Consider the following 23,933-nt stretch of genomic DNA (forward strand, 5'->3'; position numbering starts at 1 on the left):
CATTCGACAAGCGTCGCACTATCGCGCCATCGCCGTGCCGGGTGCGTGATCGCGTGGCAGGGCGGCTACAATCCACGCCCGCTTCGATCAAGGAATTGCATGCCTACCGTCCCCGCCTGTCCGCAATGCGGACTGGAGAACACCTATGCCGATGGCGCGATGTGGATCTGCGCCGATTGCGGCTTCGAATGGAGCGCAGGCGACGCCGCGGCAGACACGACGGTGGTGCGCGATAGCAACGGCAACGTGCTGCAGGCCGGCGACACGGTGACCGTGATCAAGGATCTCAAGGTCAAGGGCGCGTCGATCCCGCTCAAGCAGGGCACGGTGATCCGCAATATTCGCCTGGTCGAAGACGACGCCGAACACATCGAGGGCAACTCGGAGAAGATCAAGGGCCTGGTGTTGAAGACCTGTTTCCTGCGCAAGGCGTAAGCGCGGTTAACCAATGGCGCTGCAATGTGGGTGGGCGCGACGTCAATGCGCGATGTTGACGAGTGCGCAATGTACCTGTGGATGGGGCACTGCTGGCCAGTTGCGCTAATCGCGCGGATACACCAATGCCACCATGCAGCCGGTGCCGATGTGGCTGGCAGGCCACGGCCAACGAACGGGCTGCCGAGCAGAACCGCAGCGAGCAGGCGCACATTCTTGGCAATGAGCGTGCTGCATCGTCGGCCAGCGTTGCGTGCTGGCAATCGCGACGGTAGCGCGCATGCGCCGCGGCGAGGTCACGTGTCGTGATGGGGGCGTTGCGGATCGGAGGCCCAGGTGACGAATGTCGGGCGCGCCTGGCAACCGGCGAAAAACCCAATGCCAACAACGCACGATCCCATGCGCGCGTGCGATGCGCAGGATGCCAGCAGCGGTTCGCCCGGCAATCGCCGATAGGCCGCATAGCGCCAGCGGCCGGCATGCGAGGGAGGCAGCCGATATCCGTCAACAGCAGGCATGCAGTGCATCGGCGTCACCCACAGCGACCGCACCGTGCGCTGGCAGGTGCGGTCGCGTGGTCAGTCGCTGATCAGGCGATCACTCCGGCAATGCGGGGTAATCGGTATAGCCCTTGGCACCGCCGCCGTACATCGTTGCCTGGTCGAGCTCGGCCAGTGGCGCATTCTCGCGCAGGCGACGCACCAGGTCCGGGTTGGCGATGAACGGGCGGCCATAGGCGATCGCATCGGCGTAGCCGCTGCTGATGGCGTGTTCGGACATGCCGCGGTCGTAGCCGTTGTTGGCGATCCAGGCGCCGTCGAACTTGGCCCGCAGCGCGGCGTAGTCGAAGGCGATGTTGTCGCGCGGGCCGCCGGTCGCACCCTCGATCACGTGGATGAAAGCCAGCCCGCCGATCAGGTTGAGGCGCTCGACCGCACGTTCGAACAGCGGCTGCGGGTCGGAGTCGTGCGCGCCGTACACCGGGGTCACCGGCGACAAGCGCACGCCGGTGCGCTCGGCGCCAATTTCATCGGCAATCGCCTGCACCACCTCGGCAAGCAGGCGGGTGCGGTTTTCGATATCGCCACCGTAGGCGTCGGTGCGCTGGTTGGAGCTGTCGCGCAGGAACTGGTCCAGCAGATAGCCGTTGGCCGCATGCACCTCCACGCCGTCGAAGCCGGCATCGATCGCGTTGCGCGCCGCGATGCGGTAGTCCTCGATCAAGCCGGGGATTTCGTCCAGCGCCAGCGCACGCGGCTCGGACACGTCTTCGAACCCGTTTTGGGTGAAGGTCTTGCCCTCCGCGCGAATGGCGCTGGGCGCAACCGGTACTTCGCCCGGGGGCAGCACACTGGTGTGCGAGACGCGGCCAACGTGCCACAGCTGCAGCACGATCTTGCCGCCGCGACGATGCACTTCGTCAGTGACAGCGCGCCAGCCCTCGATTTGTTCCTTGGTATGGATGCCGGGCGTATCGAGATAGCCCTGGCCCAGCGGACTGATCTGGGTCCCTTCGGCCACGATCAGGCCGGCGGTGGCGCGCTGGCCGTAGTACTCGGCAGCAAGCGGCGAGGGCACCTGGCCGGCGACGGCGCGGTTGCGCGTCAGCGGGGCCATGATCACGCGATTGGCAAGATCCAGTGCGCCCAGGCGCACCGGGGAGAACAAGGGGGATTGAGTGGATTTGGACATCAGCAACCAGTCGATTTGATCACGCGCCAGGCGCGACGCCGCGCCGATCGCGGTGCTCCGTAGCGATGGTGGTGGAGTGAAGCAGATTCGAGCGATGCAGATAGGACACAGCGTCCCTGTCGCGTTGAACGCGGCGTAATTGTGATGGATTAGGCGCTGGCGCCCAACCGAGTCATGGTGTCGCGCTTTCCTGCTCTGCTGCATTGCACAATAATAGGCCGCCCTGCATTTCTGGAGTCGGGCATGACCGATGCCGATCTTTCTTCGCCACGCGTGTCCCGGCGCGATTACGTGCTGATCCTGCTTGCGCTGGCGATGGGCGGCTTTGCGATCGGCATCAGCGAATTTTCCACCATGGGCCTGATGACGCAGATTGCGCAGGGCCTGCAGATCACCGAGCCGCAGGTCGGTCACGTCATCAGCGCGTACGCATTGGGCGTGGTGGTGGGTGCGCCCTTGCTGGCGATCCTGGGCGCGCGCTGGCCGCGGCGCACCTTGTTGCTACTGTTGATGGTGTTCTATGCGCTGGGCAACGTGGCCAGCGCATTGGCGCCGGGCTACCACGCCATGCTGCTGTGCCGCTTCATCGCCGGGCTGCCGCATGGCGCCTACTTCGGCGTTGCGTCGCTGGTGGCCGCATCGATCAGCCCGCCCAATCAACGTGCCACTGCAGTGGGGCGCGTGTTGTTGGGTTTGAGCGTTGCGCTGCTGGTGGGCAACCCGCTGGCGACCTGGCTGGGGCAAATCGTGAGCTGGCGCTGGGCCTATGCATCGGTGTCGGTGATTGCGCTGGGCACGGTAGCCGCTGTGGCGGTCCTGTTGCTGCCGCAGCCGGAGGAGCCGCGTCAGCAGCCGCTGCGCGAATTGCGCGCGTTCAATCAGCCGCAGGTATGGCTGGCATTGGCGATCGGGGCGGTGGGTTTTTCCGGCATGTTCTGCGTCTTCAGTTACCTTGCGCCGACGTTGACTGCGGTGACCGGCGTCACCGCAGCGCGCATTCCGTTGGCGATGGTGGCATTCGGCGTGGGTGGGGTGCTGGGAAGCATCCTGGGCGGTTGGTTGTTCGATCGCATGCAGTTCCGCGCGGTGCCGGTGTTGCTGGTGTGGTCGGTGGTGGTGATGTTGACGTTTCCGCTGGCAGCGCAATCAGCCGTGTGGGTGTTCGTCTCCGTCGTGGCGGTCGGCACCATGGGGGCCTTGGCGCCAGCCTTGCAGACACGCTTGATGGACGTGGCGGCAGAAGCGCAGACCCTGGCCGCAGCCTCCAACCACGCAGCGTTCAATACAGCCAATGCATTGGGTCCATGGCTGGGTGGCATGGCGATCACGGCGGGCTGGGGGTGGACCTCCACCGGTTACGTCGGCGCGGCCACCGCGCTCGGCGGGTTGCTGGTTTATGCAGCGGCGGTGTGGCAGGAACGTCATCAGCAACGTACGGTATTGAGGAGTTGCTGAGTTGCCGGTGCCGCGATGCGTCGAGCGTCCGCGGCGCCGTTTTGCTCAGGTGGCAGCACTTGCGCCGCTCTGCGGCGATCCGCAGCAGACCACGTGGCGTCACTACAGACATCTCACAGGGGGCCGGCGAGACTTCGCGCTCAATCAAGCGGACCGAACAGTGCCATGACCGAGTTCACTCCACCACCGTGGAAGCGCCCCAATCCCAAGGGCAAGGCGAAGTCGACGCCGTTGACCGACGCGCAAAAGGCAGCTGCCAAGCAGCGTGCTGAAGAGGCGGGGCGGCCGTATCCGAACCTGGTTGACAACATGTGGGTCAGTCGCCAGCCGAAGTGATCTTGACCTGCTGTTGGCATGGATGAACTGCGATTCATCGCCTGCACGATGGCGTGAGGATGATACCTACATCGCTCACATATCGATTATGCGAGCGACGCGAGGATGAGGCCGTACACAACGCGGCGGTACTGCAATCAACCCATCGATTGACTCACTTTCCGATGCATGCGCAGTGATCGCACAGCGCAGCGTCGGCCCATCCCAACAAGGAGCCCTACATGAGCATTCAGAGCAAGACCGAGCATAGCCTCAACGACCTCATCGCCATCTCGCGCGACGGCAAGGACTTCTATGAAGAAGCCGCGGCCAAGGTGGGCGATGCGGAGCTCGCAACGCTGTTTCGTCGCATCGCTGGCGTCAAGACCGATATCGTCAGCAGCCTGAGCAGTGTGGTCACCGCCGTTGGCGGCACGCCGGAACAGCACGGCACCCTGGTGGGCAGCATGCAGCAGTTCTACGGCAAGGTTCGCGCGACCCTGGGCGACACCAAGTACGGCTATGTAGCCGAGCTGGAAGAATCCGAAGACCGCCTGTTGAAGGCGTTCGACGAGACCATCGCCGACCAGGACACCCCGGTCGCTGCACGCGACGCCGCGTTGCGCCTGCTGCCGGAAGTACGCGCTTGCCATGACGTCATGCGTAACCGCAAGCATGCGATGAAGAGTGCCGCATAAGCTGCGCGCGCATTGAACCGATGTGCATCGTCACCGATCGGATGCAGCTCGGGAGCAAAACGATAAAGGCGGAAACGGGCAGCATACGCTGCCCGTTTCTTTTTGTGTCGCGGCGCGAGTGCAGGACCTGACACCGCAATCGCAGTTCCACGCGTACAAATAGGTTCCACATCCGCGTCATGCGTGCCGGCATATTCGGCACGCGTCGGGTCTGCTAGTATCCGCCGCCCTTCTTCAGGCAGGCCCGCGTTGCGCGGTCGTGGCATCCATCCATGAAGCAACAGTTCCTGTACCTGTCATCGGCCGAGGCGCAGTTGTCGCTCGGACTTGGGGAAGAGAAAACGACCGAACGTCTGTTTTTCGCGGTGATGGCCGATGCGCCCACTGCCGAACATGCCGCGCGGATTGCCGACAGCCTGTTGCGAGGCGGGCACGCCGAAGGCAAGCCGCTAGCGCGCGAGCGGCTGCATGTGACCCTGCATCACCTGGGCGATTACGCCGGTGGTCTGCCGCCCTCGTTGGTGAGCCGCGCCAGCCAGGCCGCGACGCGCGTGCAGATGGACGCCTTCGCCGTGGAGTTCGATCGCGTCGGCACTTTCGGTGGCAGGCGCTCGCAACTTCCCTGCGTACTGCGTGGCGAGGAGCAGGTGCGCGGGCTTTACGAGCTGCAGGGCGCATTGGGAAGGCAGCTGGCGCATGTCGGCATTGCCGGCGACGCGCAATACACGCCGCACATGACGCTGCTGTACTGCAATCAGGCGGTGCCGCAGCGGCGCTGCGATGCGCTTGCCTGGACCGTGCGCGACTTCGCGCTGGTGCGCAGCTTTCTTGGCCAGTCGCGTTACCAGATCGAAGGCCGCTGGTCGCTGCGCTGATGTGCACAGCCGCGCGCACGCGGTAGCCTGCGGACATGGACATCGCTACGCCATTGCCATTGCACGCCGACCACCTGGCCGCACTCGAACAGGCCTATGCCACGCCGCCGCGCGCTTATCACCACTTCGGCCACGTCCGCGCGGTGCTGCAGCACTATGCCGAGGTCGCAGCCGGGCCGGGCTGGCAGCAGCCGATAGAGGTCTGGCTGGCGGTGCTATTCCACGATGCGGTGTATCAGCCCGGGCGCAGCGACAATGAAGCGCAATCGGCACTGATGGCGTCCGAATCCATCCCGCGCTGGTGGCCGCAGGCGCCGGTGGATGTCGGGCGGGTGCATGCGCTGATCCTGCTCACGGCCCGGCATGGGCAATTGCAGCCTCAGGACGTGGATGAAGACGCCGCGCTGTTCCTGGACTGCGACATGGCGATCCTGGCCGCGCCCGCGGCTGTATTCGATGCCTACGATCAGGCCATCGCCGAGGAGTATCGCGGGCACGTACCCAGTGTGCTGTGCCGGCTCAATCGCCGTCGGTTCCTGGCGGGTGTGCTCAAGCAACCGCGCATCTTCCTGAGCGATTACTTCCATACCCACCACGACAGTGCCGCGCGCGCCAATCTGCGTCGGCGGCTGGGACGCTGAGCGTGCCCGTCCGGTCCGGGCCGCATGCCCGGCTGAGTCCGATGCGCACGCTACAATGGCCGCATGCACGACAGCGCTGCTTCCAGCCCAGACCCACGCCCGATCGCCCCGCAGCCGCCTGCGCCCAACGAATGTTGTGAAAGCGGCTGCCCGCTGTGCGTGCATGATCTGTACGCCGAGGAGCTGACGCGTTACCGCCAGGCCCTGGCAGCGTGGGAAGCGCGCCAGCCGGCGGTCAGCCGCCCCGAGGCGCAATGAGCAAGGTGCTGCGCTTCGCGCTGCAGTCCGGAACGATTATCTTTGAACCACTTTTCCCGATGGTGCGACATGCGACGACTTGAAATGTGGAGCGCGCTCTGCGGCGCGGCGATGGTGACGCTGTCGGGCATGGCTGCCGCGCAGGCGCCGGAACCGGTCAGCCACGGCCGTTTCGAGCAGGTGCCGGTGCTGATGCCCAGGGGCGAGCCGCAACGGGTGGTGATCTGGCTGGCCGGTGCGGGCAATGCCGCCAAGCGCCAGGCCCAGGCAGAAAGCCTGCGCGCCGACGGTGCGATGGTGGCGGTGGTGGACACCGCGCACCTGTACGCCGTGCTGCGCAAAGCCGGCGGCACCTGCACGTTCTCGGTCGGCGATGTGGAAAATTTCTCGCGCTACGTGCAGGCCTTCTATCACATCCCTACCTACCGTCTGCCGCTGCTGGTGGGCGATGGCGAGGGCGCCGCGTTGGCCTATGCGATCGCGGCCCAAGCCAAGCCGCATGTATTGGCCGGCGTGCTGACCGACGGGCTCTGCCCAGCCACCGTGTCCAACCAGGCGATCTGCCAGCCGGGTGTGCGCCCGGGGACCAATACGCTGTTGCCGGTGCCATTGCAGATTCCCTGGGTGCTTGCGGCCAGCCAGGACAAACGCTGTCCGGCGGCTGCCGAGGAGGGTTTCCTCCAGCAGGTGCCGCAGGCGCGAACCTTCCGGCGCTCAGCGCAAGGCGACATCCTGCCCGGCCTGCGTGCCGCGGTCCGTTCGCTGGGCGAGCAGAAGGGCGTGGCGTTGCCGCCGCCGCCGGGCGGTCTGGCGGATCTGCCGGTGGTGGAGCTGCCGGCCAAGCCGGACGGCGACAGCGACGACGACACGTTCGTGATCTTCGTTTCTGGCGATGGCGGTTGGGCCGGGCTGGACGAAGAAGTGGCCGACGCACTCGCCGCGCAAGGCATTCCGGTGGTTGGCCTGGATTCGCTGCGTTACTTCTGGACCGAGCGCACGCCGCAAGGATTTGCCGACGACCTGGATCGCATCGCCCGCATCTATGCGCAGCGCTGGGATCGTCAGCGCGTGGTATTGATCGGGTTTTCGCAGGGGGCCGACGTGCTGCCGGCAGCCATCAACAAACTGCCGGCGGCGACCAAGCAGAACCTGCGCATGACGGCGCTGTTGTCGGTCGGCAAGCTGGCCGACTACGAATTCCACGTCAGCAACTGGTTGGGCTCGGATGACGAGGGCCTGCCGATCGCACCGGAAGTTCAGCGCCTGCCGGCCGGCACGACGGTGTGCATCTACGGCCAGGACGACGACGATGCGCTGTGCCCAAGCCTGCCCGCAAACGTGGCCAGGCGGGTCGCACTGCCGGGCGATCACCACTTCAAGGGCGATTACGCAACCCTGGCCAAGACGATCATGGACCAGTTGCACGCGCTGTCGAAGCCGTAAGGCTGGACATCGTTTGATCTGATGGCGCCGACCATGGCGCCTGCCTTGGCCTTGGTCGGTTGTGCGGTGCCGCCTCCGGTCTCGGGGCAGGCTGTAACTCCATCCCTGGAAACTCGGTGGCGGCATTCATGCCGCCATCCAGTCCCGCCCCGAATGGCACACCGCGCTTCCATGATGTGCGGCAGCTTGCTGGCAAACCGGCATTTCATGAACTGGAATGCGCCTGGGATTTCGACATCCGCGCTGGTGAGCGGCGAAGCAGTGCCGCCAGATCGGCATGCCTGCCGCCAGCGTCCCGCCAGGCTTACTCCTGCCGTCCAGGATCGGCCGAGATCAACCGGGTGACATCCAGCAAGGCGGCCGGCAAATGCATGCCGCCGGGGGCGACCAGGTAGCGTGGACGCCAGGCCGGGGCGAACTTCGACTTGAAGCGGCGCAGACCGCTGAATCCGTAAAAACGCTCGCCGTGCCGCGCAACCAGGCTGGCGAAGCGGTTCCAGCGCCCGGCCAGGCGATGCTCGGCCAGGCCCGACAACGGCGCCATGCCCAGCGAGAACCGCGTGTAGCCGTTGGCCTGGCCCCACAGGAACAACTCGATGAACAGGAAATCCATGGTGCCCTTCGGTGCCTGCGCGCTGTGCCGCATCAGGTCCACCGAGAGTTCGCCGCCGGCCGGTGCCCACCACACGTTGGCGAATGCCACGATCTGTCCTTCGGCCTCGGCCACCGCCACCGGGAAGCGACGCAGGTAATCCGCATCGAAGCTGCCCAGCGAAAAGCCTTTCTCTTCGCCGGATTTTTCTTCCAGCCACTGTTCCGACACCTCGGCCAGACGCGGCAACACCTCCTCCACCTGGTCGGGCTGCAGCATGCGGAAGCTCAGGCCGCCGCGCTTGCCGCGATTCCAGGCCTGGCGCAGGTCGGCGCGGTCGCGGCCTTCCAGGGTAAAACCTTCCAGCGGCACGATCGCCTCTTCGCCCAGCTTGACCAGGGTCAGCCCCATGTCGAGATAGGTCTGCCAGTACCGTTCGCCGACCTGGTAGAACACCGGGCGCAGGCCCATGTGGTCGGCCTCTTCGCGGAAGCGCCAGATCAGCGCGCACGCCACCTCTGGCGGGCCGACCGGGTCGCCCATGGAAATCAGCGAGCCGCCATAGCGCTGCATCATCACAAAGCCACGGTGCTGCTCATCCAGCAGAAACGCCTTGTCGCCGGTCAGCGCCAGGCAGGCCTGGGTATCGGTGCTGGTGGCCAGGATCGGTGCCAGCGTCTGCAGCGTCTGTGCATCGGCCGCCGGCATCGGCCTGCGCCCGCCCCGCAGCAGGCGCGCCATGCCGAACACGATCACGCCCACGCACAGGATCAGCGCGGCGCGCAACGCACGCGGCGCATTGGCCGAGGTAGCGAACTGCCACCACAGATCGTTGCTGTATTCGACATGGCTGTAGACGAAGAACAGCAGCCAGAACGTGGCCACCAGCACCAGGCCCAGGTTGCTCAGCCAGCGCCACGACCAGGCTTCGTCCAGCAGCGCGCCCTGGCGATAGAACTCGCGCCGCGCCGCCCACAGCGCAACCGCTGCCAGCGCCGCCGACAACGACACCGAGATATGGCTGCCGCGCAGCAGCGCCAACGGCGGCAGCAGCAAGCACACGCCCAGCGCCAGCACCCAGGCCGCATGGCTGCGGCGCTGCAGGCCCTGGCCGATCAGCAGCAGCAGCATGCCGCCCAGACTGACCAGCAGATGCGAGGTTTCGATCAGCGGCAGCGGCGCCACTTCCTGGCGCGCGCGCGGTGTCGGCAGGGTGCCGTCGATCACCAGCGCGGCACCCACCGCAAACACCGCCAGCGCCAGAATCTGCGGCAGCCACGGCCGCAGGGTCTTCCACACGGTACGCGCGGTGCTGGCGCCGACGCGTACCGGCGCGCGCAGCCCGGAGGCGGCCGCCATGACCACCGAGATCAGCAGTGGCACGATGTAATACGTGACCCGGTAGGCCAGCGCGGCCGCCAGGACCGCGGCGGGGGTCACGTGCGGCAGCAGTTTGAGCAGGCTCCACTCGAACACGCCCAGGCCGGCCGGCACGGTGGAGATCAGCCCGGCCACCACGGCCACCAGCCAGATGCCGATGAAGCCGAAGTAGCCGGTACCGGGCTCCGGTGGCAGCAGGACGTAGAACGCGGCCGCGGCCAGGCCCAGCTCCACCACGCTCAGTGCGGTGACGCCCAGCACCGTGGTGCGGTCCGGTAACCAGAACCGGTGGGTACGGATGCCGAACTCACGGCCCTGTTTACCGACCAGTACCAGCATGGCCCCGTAGCCGACCAGCAGGACGATGCCGGCGATGCGGATGGCCTGCGCGGTAATCGGCAACGCGCGCGCGGCCGCTTCCGGTTCCAGCAGCAATGCCAGACCCAGCAGCACCCAGGCCCCGAAGATGAAGCCCAGGGTGCTCATCAGCACCACCTGGCCGATCTCGGCCAGGGTCAGGCCTACGCTGCCGTAGCCGCGCAGTCGCACGGCGCCGCCGGTGAGTGCGGCAAAGCCCAATGTCTGCCCGACCGCATGCGCCATGAAGGCGGTGATACCCACCCGTGCCGGGTGCAACTGCTTGCCGGTGCGCTTGAGCCCCACCCAGTCGAAGCCCACCAGGCACGCGTAGCTGCTCAAGCCGAGCAGCAGCGTCAGTGCGATCTGCCCCGCGCCCAGCGCACGGAATGCATGCCGGATCTGGCGGTAACCGTGGTCGGTGAACTGCGACGACAGCGCATGCAGGGCCATCGCCAGGATCGCCAGACTGATGACGACCGGCAGGGCGCGACGCCAACCGCTGGCGGACGTTTCGGAAGACGCGGGGGTATCCGTCATGAGGGCAACGGGATCTGCTGAAAGGGAAGGAGGATGCATGCACGAGGTGTGCCGCGGGCGCGTTTGCAATGCATGGGCCGGTCGGGTTGAGGGTGCATGCAGCGTGGTTGCGAAGGTGCCGACATCCAGTGAACGCCTGGTTCGATCGTACCGACACAGTGTCTGTGCGGGCCGGCCGCGCGCATCATAGGGCAAAGCCGCACACGCGTGCCGAACGAACACGACAGGACCGCCATGACAGTTGGAAGGCAGACAGGCTGCTGATGCGCAATCCACCCGATTCCCCAACGTTCGCGCCTCGCGCGCGGGCCATGCCGCCGCGCTGGAGCGGCCACGCCGGCCGCGTCGCCGCCATCGCGGGCATGGTCTTCATCGGGCTGGTGCTGGTGCTGCAATGGTTGCGCCGCGATCTATGGTGGGTGGATGCGCAACTGAGCGCCTATCTGCACGGCCCGTATGGCTTGTTGCTGCGCACCGCCTACTGCCTGCTGGCCGCCAGCATGGCGTGGCTGGCACTGGGTCTGTATGCGGCGTTGGCGCCGGCCGCGCGTAGCCGCACCGTGCTGGGTTTGTTCTGGATGGCGGCAGTGGGCCTGTGCATGGTCTCGATCGGCGACAGCTGGATGCCCGAGCTGGCGCCGGAGGCGGCCGCGATGGTGCACGTGCTGTCTGCGGATACGACGTTTCTGTGCGTCATTGCGGCGGTGCTGCTGCAGTCGTGGTACTTCCGGCGCGATGTGCGGTGGCGTGCGCACTTTCCGTCGGCCTTCCTGCTGGGCTGGGCAGCGTTTGCGGTGTTGCTGTTCCATGTCACGGTGACCAGCGCACCCTTGGGCATCAGCCAGAAGATCGCCATCGTGCTGATCGTGGTCTGGATGGTGCGCGCGGGCACGGTGTTGGCGCGCTGCGAGCGCGACGGGGCTGCACGCCTGCCGCATTCGCGGGACAATGCAGGGGTCAATCAACCGTAGGAAGCCTGAAATGCTGCAGCGATTCGATGCCGGTCCGCGTATGTCCGAAATGACCGTCCATGCCGGCGTGTGTTACCTGGCCGGCCAGATTGCCGAGGACACCAGCCAGGACATCACCGGGCAGACCCGCCAGGTGCTGGGCGAGATCGGCAAGCTGCTGGCGCTGGCGGCCAGCGACAAGACCAAAATCCTGCGTGCGGAGATCTTTCTCGCCGACATCGCAGACTTCGATGGCATGAACAAGGCCTGGGACGAGTGGGTGCCGCACGGCTTCACGCCTGCCCGCGCTACCGTTGAAGCCAGGTTGGCGCGGCCGGAGTGGAAGGTGGAAATCGTGGTGACCGCCGCGACGGGCTGACCGCGTTCCTGGGTGCGGCGCTTGAAGCGGTGCGCGCGATGGCACGCAGCGCTTCAGCGCAACCAAGTGCCTGCTGTGCGGTTGTCGCAGTGCGCGCACGTACGCACGCGCGGTGCATGGTGGCCGGCAGTCATGTTCGCAACGACTGCCGGCGGTGCAATCAACGTTTGACGAAACGGTAGTGCGCCACGCCCCATTCGCGGCCCTGGTCGTAGCCGAACAATTCCGCGCAGGCCAGCCAGAACATGCGCCAGCGCTGCCACCAACGCTGCGCGTCGTCGCCGTAGGTCTGCTTCAACAGCGGCATGATCTGGTCGCGGTGACGGTCCTGGTTTTCCAGCCAGGCGTTGGCGGTCTTCTCGTAATGCTCGCCCGACAGCACCCAGCGTTGTTCGATCACCACGTCCTGCTGGAAATGCAGCAGGGTATCGGCCGCCGGCATCAGCCCGCCGGTGAAGAAATGCCGGCCCATCCAGTTGTCTTCGCCGGCCACTTCGAACGGGTAGGCCAGATCGCGGTGGCAGAAAATGTGCACGAACAGCTTGCCGCCCGGTGCCAGCCAGCTGCCGACGCGTGCGAGCAGGTCGCGGTAGTTGCGCATGTGCTCGAACATCTCCACCGAGACCACGCGGTCGAAGTCGCCCGGTGGCAGGGTCAGCGCGTTGACGTCGGCAGTGATCACCTGCACGTTGCTCAGCCCGCGCACGCGGCACTGCTCCAGGATATGCGCGCGCTGCGGGCGCGAGTTGGACACCGCCGTGATGCTGGCGTTCGGATAGCGCTCTGCCATCCACAGGGTCAACGAGCCCCAGCCGCAGCCCAGTTCCAGGATGCGCTGACCATCGGCCAGTTCGGCACGCTCGCCGTACAGCGCCAGCATGCGTTCTTCGGCGGCATCCAGATTGGGCGTGGTGGCGTCCCAATAGCAGCTGCTGTACTTGAGCCTGCGGCCCAGGCACAGGGTGAAGAACTGCGGCGGCAATTCGTAATGCTGGCGATTGGCCGCATCGGTTTCGATCGCGATCGCGCTGGCGCGCAGGCTGTCGATGAAGGCGCGCTGGCGTTCGCCGCTGGCATCGGCATCGTTGCCGCGCTCATCGCGCAGGCGCTGCGCGCACAGGCGACGGATGCCGTGGCGCAAGACGGCATCGGGCAGCACACCGGATTCGGCGAGCCGCGTGGCGAAGGCTTCTTCAGGCTGCGCGGAGGGCGGGACGGTAACGGTAGACATGCAACTCTCCAGGCAACTCAGGACGAAGGGGGAAGTGGAAAGAACGCGCTGGTGCTGCGCTGGTACTGGGCATAGTCCTCGCCACGCGAACGCAGCGCCTGCTGCTCGGTGTAAGGAATGCCGGTGAAGCGATACAGAAACACGAACATCACCACCGGCCCGAGCGCGCACAGCGCCACCGGCCACGGGCCGGCACCGACGGCCAGCGCCAGATACGCGAACCAGTGCACGAACTCGAAAAAGTAATTGGGATGGCGCGAATAACGCCACAGCCCGGCGCGACAGGTCTTGCCGCGATTGGACGGGTTGGCCTTGTGCGCCGACAACTGCCGGTCCGCCAACGCCTCGCCACCGACCGCGATCAACCACACGACGATCGCGATGCCTGTCCATACGCTCCATTCAGCATGTGGGTTGCTCGCAGCGGCGAGGAACGGCACGGCGAACAGCACCACCACCACGGCCTGGGCCAGGAAAAAACCGAGGAATTTGCGCTGGCTGCCGTTCCAATGTTCGCGCAACGCGCGGTACCGGCCGTCTTCGTGCGGGTCGCCGAAGACGCGCACGCCCAGGTGCAGCGCCAGACGCGCCCCCCACACGCCCCCAAGCACCGCCACCAGCACGCGCGGCAGCAGTGCACCATCGGCCATCCACGCACAATACGGCGCCGCCAGCGCCAGGCAGCCCGCCCACAACACATCGACCGGGCCGGCGTTGCCGCTGCGACGCTGCCACAGCCAGCCGACCACCATCACCACGCTTGCGAACACGCCCACATGCAGCAGCGGCCAGGCATTCATTGCAGTTCTCCAGTGGGGTCATCGGGCAATGGTCGCGCCAGCCGGCGTGCATACAGCGACAACACGCCGCAGGCCACGCCCCAGCCGATGCCCACGGCAAGCACGGCGTGCAGGGAAGGCGATTGAAATTCCACCGCGTGCCAGCCGCGTTGCGCCAGCCAGTACGAAAATGGCCCGAAGATGGCGCCCAGCAGCACTGCCAGCCACGGCCGCTGCATCGCCGCGGCCAGCGAATGGTTGAGGGTGAGCGCAAAGCCCAGCCACAATGCCAGGATCCACGGCGGCGCCAGCAGGCTGCCCGGCCACGGCGCGGCGTAGCGCACCCAATTGCCCGCTGCGAGCGTGGTGTCCAGCAGCAATCCCAGCGACAAGGCTGCGACCATCAACTGCACGTCGCCGGGTGAGCGTCGCGATGGCCACAGCTGGTACAGCGCAAAGACGGCCAGCGCCAGCAGCGTTGGCCAGATGCGCGCATGCGCAGCGGAACCGACCGCTATCAGCCACAGCACCTGCAGGCCGAGGTAGTTGCCGAGCTGCTTCATGCGTCGGCGGTGAGGCCCGGCACGAATTGCGGCGGGCGTGCATCGGGCTTGTTTAGCCACAAATGCACATCGCCGATCGAGCGTTCCAGAAAACCGGTCTCGCAATAGGCCAGGTAAAACTCCCACATGCGGATGAAGCGCTCGTCGTAACCCAGCGCACGCACCTGCGGCAACTGCGCCATGAAACGCTGCCGCCACGCGCGTAAGGTCAACGCATAGCTCGGGCCGATGTCTTCCAGATTGAACAGGCGCAGATCGCTGGCGCGCGCGATCGCGCCGGTCATCGCCGCGACCGAAGGGATGAAGCTGCCCGGGAAGATATGCCGTTTGATGAAGTCCACCGAATGCAGCGCCTGTTTGTAGCGGTGGTCTTCGATGGTGATGGCCTGGATCAGCGCTTCGCCATCGTCAGCCAGCAGGCTGCCGACCTTGGCGAAGTACGTGTCCAGATACTGGTGGCCGATGGCTTCGATCATCTCGATCGAGACCACGCGGTCGAAGCGGCCTTCCAGGTCGCGGTAGTCGCGCAACAGCACCGTCACCCGATCGCTCAGACCCGCCGCGGCGATGCGTTGGTTGGCCAGTTCGAACTGCTCGCGGGAAATGGTGGTGGTGGTGACGCGGCAGCCGTGTTCGCGTGCGGCGTGCAGCGCAAAGCCGCCCCAGCCGGTGCCGATCTCCACCACATGATGGTGCGGCGCCAGGCACAGTTTCTGGCAGATGCGTTCGAGCTTGCGGGTGGCCGCGCGCTCCAGCGCCGCTTCGCCCAGCGCCTCTTCGCCATCGACAAAGATGGCCGACGAGTACATCAGGTTTTCATCCAGGAACAGCTTGAACAGCGGGTTGCCCAGGTCGTAATGCGCGGCGATATTGCGCCGGCTGCCGCTGCGGGTATTGCGCGCAAACGCATGCAGGCTGCGCATGGCCCAGCCGCCCAGGCGCGCGGTGCCGGTCTCCATCGCGTCCAGCCGCTCGCGGTTGCGCAGCAGCAGCCGCATCAACGCCACCAGGTCGTCGCACTGCCATTGCCCATCCATGTACGACTCGCCCGCACCGACGCTGCCGTTGAGCGCCGCCTGCCGATAAAAGCCGGGGTCGATCACGCGCAACTGCATCTGCAAGGCCTGCGCGCCAGTGGCCGTGCCAAGCGTGGTGACAGTACCGGCTTCATGCAGCTGCAGCTGCCCATCGCGCAGTTGCCCAAGCGTGGCCAGCAGGCGCTTGCGCAGCAGACGGTCCGTCCAGGAGGCCGCGCGCGGCGCAGCGTGATCGGGCAGGGACGTGGCGTTCATCGGGGTTCTCGCACAGGCGGGTGAGGGTGGTCGTGGACCGGGTTGCCGCGCAGCCACAGGCGCAAGGCCTGCCAGTGGATGGCGATCACCACCCACACCGTCATCAACGGATAAGCCAGCAACGTGCGCGCCAGGTTGCGCGCGCTGAGCGGTTGACGTTGCAGCACCATGGTGGCGTCGAAGCGGCGCGTGCTGCTGTTGTCGATGGCACCGCCGGCATCGTCGCCAACGGCGTCCAGCACATCCATGTGCACACGCAACTGCGCATCCGGCACGCTGAAGCGCCAGTCGTAGCGCTGCTGCATGCCCATGAACGGCGAAACGTGGAAGCGCTTGTCGAAGCGCCACGCATGCACATCGCGATGCGTGCGCGCCTGCGCGACCGGCAGTACGTAGGTATGGCGTTGCTGCCAGGGCGTGTTGGTGATTTCTGCCACGATCCAGCGCAGGCTGTCGTGGCGATCGAAGCAATAGTAGAAGCTGACCGGGTTGAACACGTGACCGAAATAGCGCAGATGCGTCAGCAGCCGGATCGCGCCCTCGGGACGCTCGCCGGTGTGCGTCTGCACGCAGTCGCGCACCGCCTGGTCCAGCGGAATGCTCGCATCGCCCAGATAGTCGCTGCGCCGGAACTGCGCCAGATTGGCGCGCCCCACCGACCACAACCAGCGTCGTGCGAACACCTGATCCAGCTCGGACAGATCCAGATACATCAGGAACAGGCGATAGCGGAAATGCAGCGCCTTGGGCATGAAGCGCCGGTGCCGCACCCAGCCGGTGTAGATCGCGCTGCGCAATGGCCCCGCCACGCGACCGGCGCCGCTGCCCTCGGTAGGGGGCAACGGCACCGCGTCGGGATGGGCTTCGCGCAGCAGCTGCATCACCAGTGCACTCCCAGGCCATGCGCGACGTCCACGCCGCTGCGCAGGCCGTCTTCGTGGAAACCGAAGCCCCACGCGGCGCCGGCAAACCAGGTGTGCTGCACGCCCTGGATGTCGGCCTTGCGCGCTTGCGCTGCCACTGCCGCCGCGTTCTGTACCGGATGGCGGTAGCGCATGCGCCGCAGCACCTTGCCGGGGTCGATCTCGTGGTTGCGATTGAGGCTGACGATGAACGGCTGCGGTGACGCGATCGACTGCAGTGCGTTCATCCAGTAGCTCACCGTGCAGGCGGCGTCCGGGTCGGCCGGCACGTGCGCGTTCCATGCTGCCCAGGCGCGACGGTCGCGCGGTAGCACGCTGGCATCGGTGTGCAGCACGGTGTCGTTGTCCTGGTAGGTGATGCCACCGAGGATGTGTTGTTCGGCCGGCGTGGCATCGCTGAGCAAACCCAGCGCATCGTCGGCATGGCAGGCCAGCACAACGTGGTCGAAATGTTCCTCGCAACGCGAAGCCTTCAGCACCACGCCATTGGGCGTGCGGCGGATTGCCTGTACCGGCGTGGACAGGCGCTCGATCACCTGCCAGCGCCGCCGCAGCGCACGCACATAGCTGTTGGACCCGCCACGCACCACCTGCCACTGCGGGCGTCCGCTCAGTTGCAGCATATGGTGATTGGCCATGAAGCCGATCAACTGGCCCATGGGAAATTCGAGAATGGTCTGCGAGGGCGAGGACCACAGTGCGGACGCCATCGGCACCAGGTGCTGGTCGCGGAACGCATCCGAATAGCCGTGCCGCTGCAGATACACGCCCAGCGTGCTGAAACGCTCATCGCCGTGCAGCACCGCCGGTGCCTGGCGATAGAAGCGGCGCAGGTCGGCCAGCATGCCCCAGAAGCGCGGGCTGAGCAGATTGCGGCGCTGGCAGAACAATCCACTCAGGCTACCGGCGTTGTATTCGAGCCCGCTGCGTGCATCGTGGACCGAAAAGCTCATCGTGGTCGGCTGCGCGGCCACGTCCAGCTCGGCGAACATGCGCGTGAGCAGCGGGTAGTGCTGCGGATTGAACACAATGAAGCCGCTGTCCACCGCATAACGCTGACCTTCCAGGTCGATGTCGTGCGTGTGCGTATGCCCACCCAGATAATCGGCGGCCTCGAACAAGGTCACCTCGTAGCGCCGCGACAACAGCCATGCTGCACCGAGGCCGGCGATTCCGCTGCCGACCACGGCAATTCTGCCCTCGCTCATCGCTTCACCCGTTCGGCGCGCTGGGTGAGCAGCTTCGGCATCGGCTTGAGGTCCCACACCAGCCCCACCCACGACATTGCGGTGAGTCCATACCAGGTCATGTCGTATTCCCACCATCGCAATCCCTGGCGCGCCGAGCCTGGGAAGAAATGGTGATTGTTGTGCCAGCCTTCGCCGAAGGTGAGCAATGCCAGCAGCCAGTTGTTGCGGCTGTCGTCGCGGGTGTCGAACCGCCGGCTGCCGAAACGATGCGCCAGCGAGTTGATGGTGAAGGTGGCATGGAACAACGCCACGGTGGAGATCACAAAGCCCCACACCAGCAATTGCGCGCCGCTGGTCTTCAGCGCGGGCGCAGCCACTGCCAGCCAGTCGCCTAGCAGGTACAGGCCCAGCGCCAGCAGCACCGGCATCACGATGTCGAAGCGGTCCAGAAAACGCAGTTCGGCAAAGCGGCGCAGATCGGGAATCACGTCCCAGTCGGTGCGGAAATTGCGCGGGGTCAGGAACCAGCCGGTGTGGCTCCACCAGAAGCCATGCTGCGCCGGCGAATGCGGGTCGCGGCCGGTGTCGGTATGCCGATGGTGGTTGCGATGATGCGCCGCCCACCATAACGGCCCGCGCTGCACGCAGGTGGCCCCAATGGAAGCGAACACGAATTGCAGCACCCGCGACGTCTTGAACGCGCGGTGCGAGAAGTAGCGGTGATAAAAACCGGTGAGCGCGAACATGCGCAGCGCGTACAACGCCACCGCCATGCCCACCGCAAACCAGGACGCACCGACCCAGAACACTGCCAGGCAGGCCAGGTGCAAGGCGATGAAGGGCACCGCACGTAGCCAGTCGATGCGATCGGCACGCGCTTCGTCCAGGGGCTCGTCGGTTTGCGAATCCACCCAGCGCCGCAGGCTGCCGACGCGTGCGGCCAGGCCGCCACGCGGTGGTGCGGTGGCGGGCTGCGGCGCTGCGGCGTGAGGGTCCAGGCCAGTGCTCGGCACGCGTGATTCTCCATAGAGTAGTCGTGACCCAGTACGGACGCTGCCGGCAAACAGATGCACCAGGCCGCTTGATCGTCGCACGCATGGGTGGGGTTCGCTTGGCGTCGCGAACGAATCGCGCAGCTGCGCACACATTGCCCGCGCCAGAGAAGACAGGCGCGGATGAGGCTGTTTTGGAGAGCCCCGCCTGCGGAGTGCCTGCAGGCGAGGTCAGGCGCACTGGATCAGGGAGCCATCGCCAGCGTGCTGATGCCGCCCTTGGCCACCACGGTGCCGGTGGCAACGCCACCGGGTGCGCCGCCTGGCGGCTCCAGCGTGACGGCCAGAATGGCCTCGTTGCTCAACATGGACATCAACTGATCGGGAATCTGCGCACGGCGTGCACGTTGATCGTCGAAGGTGCCCATCGAATGCGCCTTGCCATCGGGGGTGATCAGCCACAACTCCGGCACCTTGCCGGCCGTGGCGGTGCGGTCCAGCGGCGTCACCGTGATGGTGTGCTTGTCGGCGTCCATCAAGGCCACATAACCAGGGCGACCGTCTTCGGTGGCCAGGGTCGAGGTCATGGCGATCCCGGTCGCGGCAGGTGGATTGGTCGCAGGCGGGGTGACCGGGGTCTGCACCACTTCGCCGGTCGACGGCGGTTGCAACGGTGCCGGCGGCGTACGCAGGTTGAGCAGGGCGAGCACGCACACCGCTGCCGTGGCCAGGCCACCGACGCTGGCCCAGCGCCAGAACCGCACGCTGTTCCACAACGGCGCTGCAGGCGCGCTCGTGCTGACCGGTGCTGCAGAGGGCACCGCGCGCAAGGGCGTGTCGAAGCCCAGCGCCTGGCGCACGCGTACCCACACCTGGTCCGGTGGCGTCTGCGCCACGATTTCCTCCAGCAGCGGCGCCAGCAGTTCCTGCCATTGCAGCACTGCCTGGGCGAACTGGTCGTCGGTGGCGATGCGTTGTTCGGCCGCCAGGCGTTCTTCTGCGCTCAGCAGGCCAAGCACGTATTCGCCGGCAAGCACGTCGCGCGGCGGTTCCTGGTCGATGGGAAAGGGCGTACTCATCGTTCCAGACATGCCTTGAGTTTGGCCAGACCCCGACGGATCCAGCTCTTGACCGTGCCGATCGGCGTATCGGTGCGCGCGGCGAGTTCTTCGTAGGTGATGCCTTCGAAGAACGCCGTGCGAATCAACTCGCTGCGCGGCGGTTCCAGCTCGGCCAGGCAGTGATCGATGCGCCGGCGCGTGCTGGCGCGCTCGGTGCGATCCAGCGGCGAGGCATCGCTGGCACGCAGTTCGCCGGCATCGTCCAGCGCCACGTTGCGGCGCTGCGGCGCGTTGGCGCGCAGATGGTCGATGGCCTTGTTGCGCGCGATCATCGCCAGCCACGTGAGCCCGCGTGCGCGGCTCGGGTCGAACTGTCCGGCCTTGTGCCAGATCAGCGTGAACACGTCCTGCAGCACCTCTTCGGCTTCGGCACGTTGCGGGATCATCCGCAGGCACACGCCGAACAGCTTGGCGGAGGTCTGCCGATACAGCGCTTCGAAAGCATGCCGGTCGCCGCCGGCGGTTGCGGTCAGCAGGCGTCCGGTCTCATCGTCGTCGTGGCCAGGAATGGCACTCATGCGGTCGGGCGTTGGGTGAGGTGGGGGCGATGCTACCGGACTGGGCCGAGCGTGTCTTTCACTTACGCTGGAACCACAGCAGCACCGCGGCAAGCAACAACAAGATCTCCACCCCGGCAAGCGCAACAGTGGGCGTAGAGACCGGCCACAAGCGCGAGAGCGAGACGCTGCGGAACAGCACGATGGGGGCATAGAACGCCAGGGCGACCACCAGGCCGGTGCGGGCTTGGTCGATCCACGCGAAGTAGCCGAACAGGAACGCCATGCCCAGCTGCAGCCCGCCGTAGATGACCAGATACTCCGACTGCCCGGCCGGCGAGAGCTGGGTATAGCCCACGGCCGTTGCGGTCTTGGCTGGAGAGAGCGTGCACCACACCGCCAGGACGAAATAGAGCACTGCATTGATCCAGAGATAGGCTTTTGCCACGACGCTGCTCCTGTACGGGGAATGGGGGCCCGGGCCGTTGTACGCAAGCGCGCGTGGTCGGACGTGAAGATGGCGCGGGCGTGGTTCACGGGGCGCTGCACGAGGTGGCCAGCGGCTGCTCGCGCGCCTGACGTAATTCCTCGGCACTGGCCGCGCGCGCTGGGGTGTCCGGAAAGACGATGCGCACGCGCGGATAACGGCCGTTCGCATCGCGCAGATTGCCGACCCCGCGGAACTCGAGCAGCCGCTTGTCGGCGAGCGAATAACGCACCTCCAGCGATGGCACCGCCGCGCCGTACCAGGCATCCAGACTGATGCGGAAGCGCCGCTGGCCGGCAGCATCGCCCAGGCGTTCGACCCGGAAGCCCAACTGCCGCTGCAGGCTGGGCAAGACGAAGTCCACCTTTTGCGGCGCACGTGCAATGGCGTCCCACTGCTCGCGCAGGTAGGCGTCGAACCCGGCATCGATCACCCGCGCGCCGCCGCCAGGCGGCAGCGCGGTGCGGCGTTCGGGTTTGCCTGGGGCGAGCTGATACATTTCGCGTGCGCCATTGCGTTGGCGCACGCCTTCGCGATACCCGTCGCGTCCATCGATCAGGCTGAAATCGGGCGAGCTGCCGCCGCCATCGACCTGCTTGCGCGCGAACGCTCGCCCGTCCGGGCAGCGGTACAGCACCAGCCGCCCGCCGCCGTCGAGCAACCAGTGCGACTCGCGATACCGCAACGCGCCGCTGTCGCCATCGAACGCATCGCCATCCACCCGCGTCACCGCGGCTGCGCCGAGCGGCACGCTGGCCAGCACCAGCAGCAACAGCGGCGGAATCGGCCGGCAACGGACGGTGAGCGCGGCGAGGGTGGCGGCAAGTGGACGCATCGGCAGATCCTCGATGGGAGTGCCTAGCAATACGGGCGCGGCCGCAGCACGGATGCGCCAGCTGCGTCAGGACGTTCCTGACGGCGAGGTGGTTGTGGGCGCCTGGCGCGGCTAGCCTGGAAGTGGTTGGTGGCGGCGTTGATGGCGCTGACGGTGCTGGCGGCGGCATGGTGGTGTGCCGTGACGAGTGGGCTTGCCGCAATGCGCGAACGAGAGTGACAACAACCGGTGCCACATGCCAGGGCGAGCGCGCATGGTGCAACGTTTCGAACGGTGGGCGCATGCGCAGCGCGATCACCTGGCCTGCTTGGGCTGCGTGGCTCGCGAGCGATGGCTGCCAACGGTCCGCAGTATGGGGCATCGGCATGTCGGGGCGCAGGTTTCGTGCGCATGCCGACGGCGCGCAGCCAAGCGCCGTTGGCACCCGGATGGTTGCACGAATGCCAACCCGCCTGCGGCGGTGTCGATGCTCTTGGTGCTGGCCTTTCGACCTGGATGCGGCAGACCACTGATCGATCAGTGGCATCGCCTGCATGTCGCGCTTGCTCGAATCTGCCTTGCGCAGCAGGTGACCATGCATGGAATGCATGCCAACCCATGACCACAGGCATCGGCTGGACGCGGCATCGCGCCAAGCGCTGCGCTCAGGCGGTTGGATGCAACTCGATGCAATCCACCGGGCAGGCCGGCAGACACAGTTCGCAACCCGTGCACAACGGCGCGACCACCGTGTGCATGTGCTTGGCGCCGCCAACGATGGCATCCACGGGGCAGGCCTGGATGCACTTGGTGCAGCCGATGCAATCGGCTTCCACGATCCAGGCCACCTGCGGCAGCTTGTGTACGCCGCGACTGCGATCGTAGGGACGTGGCGGCACGCCCAGCACCTGCGCCAAGGCACGTGCCCCGGCATCGCCGCCGGGCGGGCAGTGATCGATCGTCGCCTGGCCATCTGCCATCGCCTGCGCATACGGACGACAGCCGTCATACCCGCATTGCCCGCATTGGGTCTGCGGCAGCAGACGGTCGAGGCGTTCGACCAGATCGGGTGCAGGGGCAGGCATCGCGGTCATCTCAATGCAGCAGATTGCCGCGATACCAGCGTTGTTGCGCAAGCGCGAGCATCGGTTTGTCTTCCCGGCTGTCGCCATAGGCGTGCACGCAGTCGTACCGATGCAGCTCGTATTGACTGCGAATCCGCGCGACCTTGTGCGGCCCGCAATCGCCGTCGGCGTAGCGCCCGCTCAAGACACCTGCAGTGTGTTCCAGCCGATTGCAGATCAGCGACAACCCATGCTGGGTGCACCACGGTTGCAGATACAGATCCAGCGATGCCGACACCAGCACTACTTCATGTCCCTGCGCCTGATGCCAGTCGATGCGTTGCATCATCTCCCCGCGCAGCATGCCCGGCAGCGCGGCGCGTGCGTACTCGGCGCCATGCGCGTCCATCTCTTCGAGCGAGCGGCCGCTAAAGACCAGTCGCGTCACCCGCGCGCGCAGTGCCGCTGCAGACACCACGCCCATCCGGAATCCCAACACCCATGGCCCCGCCTGCCATCTCGCCGCCGCAATCTGCGCCGGCGTTGCCACCTTGCGCAGGAAACGGCCATAGCTGTCGCAAGTGGTGATGGTGTGGTCGAAGTCGAACAGGGCCAGGTGCATGGAGGCTGGGATTGGGGAGTCGGGAGTGGGGATTGGTGAGAAGCCTGGTTTTTTGGAGCTTGCCTTCTCCCGTTGGGAGAAGGTGTCCCGCAGGGGCGGACGAGGGTACGCGCGAAGGCACATGTAGCTGGAACGGTACCAGGGCTTGGCCCCGTACCCCCATCCCAACCCCGCTCCGCGCCCCGGCCCGCGCTGGCAGCGCGGGCGCTCCAAGGCATGCGCGCCAGTGGCGCGCAATCCGTGCCTTCTCGCCCCGGCAGGAGAGGGGCTTTAGGGAAGGTCTGAACAACGAGACCTGACAGGGCGGAAGGTGGCGTCGTTCCGAAGAGTGGCTTTTGGAACTTCGGA

General features: G+C 66.3%; 25 protein-coding genes. 10 read left to right on the forward strand and 15 right to left on the reverse strand.

Going from position 1 to position 23,933, the window contains the following annotated elements; all coding sequences use genetic code 11:
* The first annotated feature begins 99 nt into the window (after positions 1 to 99).
* Positions 100 to 435: a zinc ribbon domain-containing protein YjdM gene (locus J7360_RS14945; protein WP_057660877.1), complete on the forward strand. Its 336-nt coding sequence runs from the start codon at positions 100 to 102 to the stop codon at positions 433 to 435.
* Between the two features lie 597 nt (positions 436 to 1,032).
* On the opposite strand, the gene J7360_RS14950 is transcribed toward J7360_RS14945, so the two are convergent.
* Entirely contained in the window at positions 1,033 to 2,127 is a 1,095-nt protein-coding gene (locus J7360_RS14950) for an alkene reductase (RefSeq protein ID WP_057660880.1), read from the reverse strand.
* A gap of 243 nt (positions 2,128 to 2,370) precedes the next feature.
* Here J7360_RS14950 and J7360_RS14955 point away from each other — a divergent pair, with 243 nt between their 5' ends.
* The 7 genes from J7360_RS14955 (at position 2,371) to J7360_RS14985 (ending at position 7,812) form a co-directional block, all read left to right on the forward strand.
* On the forward strand, positions 2,371 to 3,582 hold the full coding sequence (locus J7360_RS14955; RefSeq protein WP_057660884.1) for an MFS transporter: 1,212 nt from the start codon (positions 2,371 to 2,373) through the stop codon (positions 3,580 to 3,582).
* 165 nt (positions 3,583 to 3,747) lie between these two features.
* A complete protein-coding gene (locus J7360_RS14960; protein WP_057660888.1) occupies positions 3,748 to 3,918 on the forward strand; it encodes a hypothetical protein in 171 nt (56 codons plus the stop codon).
* 221 nt (positions 3,919 to 4,139) lie between these two features.
* Positions 4,140 to 4,595, forward strand: coding sequence for a PA2169 family four-helix-bundle protein (locus J7360_RS14965; RefSeq protein ID WP_007967331.1), 456 nt, complete (start codon positions 4,140 to 4,142; stop codon positions 4,593 to 4,595).
* A 272-nt stretch (positions 4,596 to 4,867) separates the two neighbouring features.
* On the forward strand, positions 4,868 to 5,470 hold the full coding sequence (gene thpR / locus J7360_RS14970; protein ID WP_005911644.1) for an RNA 2',3'-cyclic phosphodiesterase: 603 nt from the start codon (positions 4,868 to 4,870) through the stop codon (positions 5,468 to 5,470).
* A gap of 35 nt (positions 5,471 to 5,505) precedes the next feature.
* Entirely contained in the window at positions 5,506 to 6,111 is a 606-nt protein-coding gene (locus tag J7360_RS14975) for a hypothetical protein (RefSeq protein ID WP_057660890.1), read from the forward strand.
* 63 nt (positions 6,112 to 6,174) lie between these two features.
* Positions 6,175 to 6,369: an oxidoreductase-like domain-containing protein gene (locus J7360_RS14980; RefSeq protein WP_031421812.1), complete on the forward strand. Its 195-nt coding sequence runs from the start codon at positions 6,175 to 6,177 to the stop codon at positions 6,367 to 6,369.
* 69 nt (positions 6,370 to 6,438) lie between these two features.
* Positions 6,439 to 7,812 (forward strand): AcvB/VirJ family lysyl-phosphatidylglycerol hydrolase, encoded by a 1,374-nt coding sequence (locus J7360_RS14985; RefSeq protein WP_209034160.1) that lies wholly within the window; start codon positions 6,439 to 6,441, stop codon positions 7,810 to 7,812.
* A 304-nt stretch (positions 7,813 to 8,116) separates the two neighbouring features.
* On the opposite strand, the gene mprF is transcribed toward J7360_RS14985, so the two are convergent.
* The gene (mprF, locus tag J7360_RS14990; protein WP_209034162.1) at positions 8,117 to 10,681 is read right to left on the reverse strand and encodes a bifunctional lysylphosphatidylglycerol flippase/synthetase MprF; all 2,565 of its coding nucleotides are present in this window, start codon (positions 10,679 to 10,681) and stop codon (positions 8,117 to 8,119) included.
* A gap of 92 nt (positions 10,682 to 10,773) precedes the next feature.
* On the opposite strand from mprF, the gene J7360_RS14995 reads away from it, so the two are divergent.
* Positions 10,774 to 11,652 carry a DUF998 domain-containing protein gene (locus J7360_RS14995; RefSeq protein WP_306316024.1) on the forward strand — a complete coding sequence of 293 codons (879 nt, stop codon included), beginning with the start codon at positions 10,774 to 10,776 and terminating at the stop codon, positions 11,650 to 11,652.
* Positions 11,653 to 11,662: 10 nt separating this feature from the next.
* A complete protein-coding gene (locus J7360_RS15000) occupies positions 11,663 to 12,010 on the forward strand; it encodes a RidA family protein (RefSeq protein ID WP_057660895.1) in 348 nt (115 codons plus the stop codon).
* Positions 12,011 to 12,170: 160 nt separating this feature from the next.
* On the opposite strand, the gene J7360_RS15005 is transcribed toward J7360_RS15000, so the two are convergent.
* The 13 genes from J7360_RS15005 to J7360_RS15065 all read right to left on the reverse strand — a co-directional run bounded on the left by J7360_RS15005 (position 12,171) and on the right by J7360_RS15065 (position 23,585).
* Positions 12,171 to 13,241, reverse strand: a complete 1,071-nt coding sequence (locus J7360_RS15005) for a cyclopropane-fatty-acyl-phospholipid synthase family protein (RefSeq protein ID WP_022559747.1) — start codon at positions 13,239 to 13,241, stop codon at positions 12,171 to 12,173.
* Positions 13,242 to 13,258: 17 nt separating this feature from the next.
* On the reverse strand, positions 13,259 to 14,041 hold the full coding sequence (locus tag J7360_RS15010; protein ID WP_007967316.1) for a DUF1295 domain-containing protein: 783 nt from the start codon (positions 14,039 to 14,041) through the stop codon (positions 13,259 to 13,261).
* Positions 14,038 to 14,583: a DUF2878 domain-containing protein gene (locus J7360_RS15015; RefSeq protein ID WP_057660897.1), complete on the reverse strand. Its 546-nt coding sequence runs from the start codon at positions 14,581 to 14,583 to the stop codon at positions 14,038 to 14,040. Before J7360_RS15015 ends, J7360_RS15010 begins: the two co-directional genes overlap by 4 nt.
* Positions 14,580 to 15,875 (reverse strand): cyclopropane-fatty-acyl-phospholipid synthase family protein, encoded by a 1,296-nt coding sequence (locus J7360_RS15020; protein WP_057660899.1) that lies wholly within the window; start codon positions 15,873 to 15,875, stop codon positions 14,580 to 14,582. Before J7360_RS15020 ends, J7360_RS15015 begins: the two co-directional genes overlap by 4 nt.
* Positions 15,872 to 16,756, reverse strand: a complete 885-nt coding sequence (locus tag J7360_RS15025) for a DUF1365 domain-containing protein (RefSeq protein WP_057660901.1) — start codon at positions 16,754 to 16,756, stop codon at positions 15,872 to 15,874. Before J7360_RS15025 ends, J7360_RS15020 begins: the two co-directional genes overlap by 4 nt.
* Positions 16,756 to 18,006, reverse strand: a complete 1,251-nt coding sequence (locus J7360_RS15030; protein WP_089141284.1) for an FAD-dependent oxidoreductase — start codon at positions 18,004 to 18,006, stop codon at positions 16,756 to 16,758. The genes J7360_RS15025 and J7360_RS15030 overlap by 1 nt, the downstream gene beginning before the upstream one ends.
* Entirely contained in the window at positions 18,003 to 19,001 is a 999-nt protein-coding gene (locus J7360_RS15035; protein ID WP_042676065.1) for an acyl-CoA desaturase, read from the reverse strand. Before J7360_RS15035 ends, J7360_RS15030 begins: the two co-directional genes overlap by 4 nt.
* Before the next feature lie 224 nt (positions 19,002 to 19,225).
* Entirely contained in the window at positions 19,226 to 20,059 is an 834-nt protein-coding gene (locus tag J7360_RS15040) for an anti-sigma factor (RefSeq protein WP_209034164.1), read from the reverse strand.
* Positions 20,056 to 20,619 carry a sigma-70 family RNA polymerase sigma factor gene (locus J7360_RS15045; RefSeq protein WP_003485439.1) on the reverse strand — a complete coding sequence of 188 codons (564 nt, stop codon included), beginning with the start codon at positions 20,617 to 20,619 and terminating at the stop codon, positions 20,056 to 20,058. Before J7360_RS15045 ends, J7360_RS15040 begins: the two co-directional genes overlap by 4 nt.
* 58 nt (positions 20,620 to 20,677) lie before the next feature.
* A complete protein-coding gene (locus J7360_RS15050) occupies positions 20,678 to 21,046 on the reverse strand; it encodes a hypothetical protein (protein WP_057660905.1) in 369 nt (122 codons plus the stop codon).
* A gap of 85 nt (positions 21,047 to 21,131) precedes the next feature.
* Positions 21,132 to 21,920: a hypothetical protein gene (locus J7360_RS15055; protein ID WP_007967301.1), complete on the reverse strand. Its 789-nt coding sequence runs from the start codon at positions 21,918 to 21,920 to the stop codon at positions 21,132 to 21,134.
* Positions 21,921 to 22,564: 644 nt separating this feature from the next.
* The gene (gene rnfB / locus J7360_RS15060) at positions 22,565 to 22,993 is read right to left on the reverse strand and encodes an Rnf electron transport complex subunit RnfB (RefSeq protein ID WP_057660907.1); all 429 of its coding nucleotides are present in this window, start codon (positions 22,991 to 22,993) and stop codon (positions 22,565 to 22,567) included.
* Between the two features lies 1 nt (position 22,994).
* Entirely contained in the window at positions 22,995 to 23,585 is a 591-nt protein-coding gene (locus J7360_RS15065) for an HAD family hydrolase (RefSeq protein WP_057660909.1), read from the reverse strand.
* Positions 23,586 to 23,933: the final 348 nt, after the last annotated feature.

This window comes from Xanthomonas sp. D-99, assembly GCF_017746145.1.
Classification (GTDB): domain Bacteria; phylum Pseudomonadota; class Gammaproteobacteria; order Xanthomonadales; family Xanthomonadaceae; genus Xanthomonas; species Xanthomonas cissicola.